This is a genomic window from Aeromonas sp. QDB14 (assembly GCF_027707845.1).
Lineage (GTDB): Bacteria > Pseudomonadota > Gammaproteobacteria > Enterobacterales > Aeromonadaceae > Aeromonas > Aeromonas caviae.
Window position 1 is genome coordinate 1 of the sequence record NZ_JAPCJD010000154.1, and the last position, 2,570, is coordinate 2,570.

Below are 2,570 nucleotides of genomic sequence, written 5' to 3' on the forward strand. Positions count from 1 at the left end.
TAACTTCAAGGGCTCGAATATACCCATGGATCTCGGGGGAAGCCTCACCAATGCCGGCATAGACGGCCTTGAGCTGGTTTTTGATCGAGTACTTGCCATGGGACAACCGCTTGAGGGCATCGGATAGCTTATCCAGAAGATCCTGGAGGTCATCACCGATACCATGGGGAACCGTCAGCGTGACGAAATGCACCCGCATATCGAGAGATTCGGCAGCCTTCATCGCCTCTTGGAGTTCAGTTCGACGACGCTCGGAGATCTTGGCGGAGCATACCGGACACGTCCAGACTCCCCCACATGCCAGCAGGCCCTGATAGAAAGCCTTCTTATGGGTTTGGCCCATGCATAGCTCAATGTCGGCAAGCCCCTGTCCTTGGATGGGAGCACGCAAAACCATGCATTTGGATGTACGGGAGCCTGGAAGCAGGCGGTTAACAACGGACTTGAACGCCCAACGGTTGGCCCTGGACTCTTGGGGAGTGAGCACCAAGCGGTCACCCTGGTGGTTGAAGATCTCACCAGTGTCGGGGTCATAGAGTGGATTTGAACTGCCCTGAGAGCCGCGCCAGCTCTCGGGGGAAGGAGTTTTGGTAACTATACCAAGGGGCCCGCTGTCGGCTCGCACCTCTAAGAGGGCCCCGCGAGGCGCCACGACCCCTGAATCATTGCAACCTGATGTTGCGTCGGTGATAATCATCCATGTAGTTCCTAGCCTAGTAGGGACACCATGCGCAGGGGGGTTGCAGCCCCGCCTAACGCACCTCACTCAGAACCCCCGAAGGTTGCAGCCCTCGGGGGTTCGTCTTTTCAGTCACTGTGACTGTTATTCTGGGATTCGGCTTCGGCCAAAACGGCCATCCTATCGAAGAAATCCTGGAACATATTCTGCTGCCCCTCGGCTATCTGGTACGCCAAATAGTCCCGATTAACAGCCTTACCCACCTCGTTCAACAGGTACGCATGAGGGTTAACCCCCAACCGCTCACAGAGCTTGAGCAGTTTATCCTCAACCTCCGGCGTCAGAGCAAGTGATCTCGGCTTCTTTTTAATTCCGCTCATGTGTCCCCCTGATTGCTATAGCAATGAGACTAGCTCGTTCTGCTTCATTCGATCAAGCGATTCGTGGGCGCTGAGGCGTTCTAAGTTCTCTGGTTCTGAGATCCTCAACTGCCGGTTTTGCAGGAAGGGGGGGTCCCCACCCCAGGTCTGCATGGGCGCGTTCCGGCGTTCGGCTACGTCATCCCATTTGACGTAACGGGAGCGCCTTGTAGGGGCTACCGCCCCTGGGCAAGGCAGGCATCAAACACGGCCTTGGCTAAACGGTCGATGTTGTCCAGGGACAGGCAAAGCATGTCGGGGGGATTGGCGAGCAACGTCTTTAGAACCTTCACATCCTCACGATTAAACGTCACTGTGATGGTATTTTCTGCCTGTTTAGCGCGGTACTTTGCTTGGCGCTCTGCCCCAGACAAGGCTTTGCCGGTACGTGGTCGGCCACGAGGGCGGGGGATGGGAAGGAGATCGGCGGTCTGGCTATCGTGGGCGTCTTTCATGGTGATTTCCTGTCACTGTAACGATAATTTATTATAGTCACGGTGACGGGAAAAGGCAAGCGAAGCGCGGCAGGAAGTAACAGCCAGCCTACCCGTATTACATCCGGGACTGGCGAGGGGGAGCCCCCTCGACCCCACATGCATGCAACATGTGCAAACGCATACATGCGCACATGCGTACATGTGGACGGGGAGCCTTATCGCTCGCGGTTGCGTGCATGCAACGACATGTTGCATGGGTGCGCCTATTCCAGGTAGCGGATACGGATGGGCTTAGGTGGAGGCCCCCCGTCCGTGGTGAGGCTGACACCCCCACGGGGGGCCCCGTCAGGCTCACCAGGACGGCTGGGCACCAGATGTTCCAGGACGGTCTGCAACAGGAGGGGGGCGGACTCTGCAACGGTCAGGATATGCGCCTCTTGGCGGCGGCGGCGTATCCCCTTCCACTGGGCATCGGTCAGGGTTGCCAGCAGCAAAGCGCGTTCATCCTCTGGCTTGGCTACCAACTCCTGATCCGTCAGCTCCTGGGCAACCTGGAGCAACTTGCGGAGTCCATTAGACCAGTAGAGTTGGCGGCGACCGTGGAAGGCCTTGGCGTATACCTGGAACAACTTGGCGGCCCGTTCGGCGGGGTACTCTGGATCATCGTCATCGAGAACGGCACGAAGCATCCCCCAAGGCGTGAGACCCTTTCGCCTGGTAGTCTTGGCGTGGGCCTTGGTCATCTCATCCTCCAGGCCCCATTTGCTGGCGTACTTGGCAGCCTTGGAACCATCCTGGACAGTTACACCATGCTGTTCGGCAGGCTCTGGGAGGCCGGACAAGAGGCAGGCCCGCTTCCATGCCTTGGCGTAAACGTAACGAAGGATCGAGCTGTCCAGGCGCTTGTCCGTGAATACCAGGATATGGAAATGCGGATGGTAGCCGTTCTGGCCGTGGGTAACTTCAAGGGCTCGAATATACCCATGGATCTCGGGGGAAGCCTCACCAATGCCGGCATAGACGGCCTTGAGCTGG

3 protein-coding genes and 1 pseudogene are annotated in these 2,570 nt (G+C 57.8%); all 4 read right to left on the minus strand.

The annotated features are described in order from the left end of the window. Positions 1-343 (minus strand): annotated as a pseudogene (locus PG887_RS22055) (hypothetical protein); the annotation flags it as partial. Positions 344-807: 464 nt separating this feature from the next. Continuing rightward, entirely contained in the window at positions 808-1,059 is a 252-nt protein-coding gene (locus PG887_RS22060) for a hypothetical protein (RefSeq protein WP_202979155.1), read from the minus strand. Positions 1,060-1,274: 215 nt separating this feature from the next. After that, positions 1,275-1,553 carry a hypothetical protein gene (locus PG887_RS22065; RefSeq protein ID WP_103859369.1) on the minus strand — a complete coding sequence of 93 codons (279 nt, stop codon included), beginning with the start codon at positions 1,551-1,553 and terminating at the stop codon, positions 1,275-1,277. Between the two features lie 245 nt (positions 1,554-1,798). Beyond that, positions 1,799-2,278 carry a hypothetical protein gene (locus PG887_RS22070; protein ID WP_270822921.1) on the minus strand — a complete coding sequence of 160 codons (480 nt, stop codon included), beginning with the start codon at positions 2,276-2,278 and terminating at the stop codon, positions 1,799-1,801. Positions 2,279-2,570 lie beyond the last annotated feature (292 nt).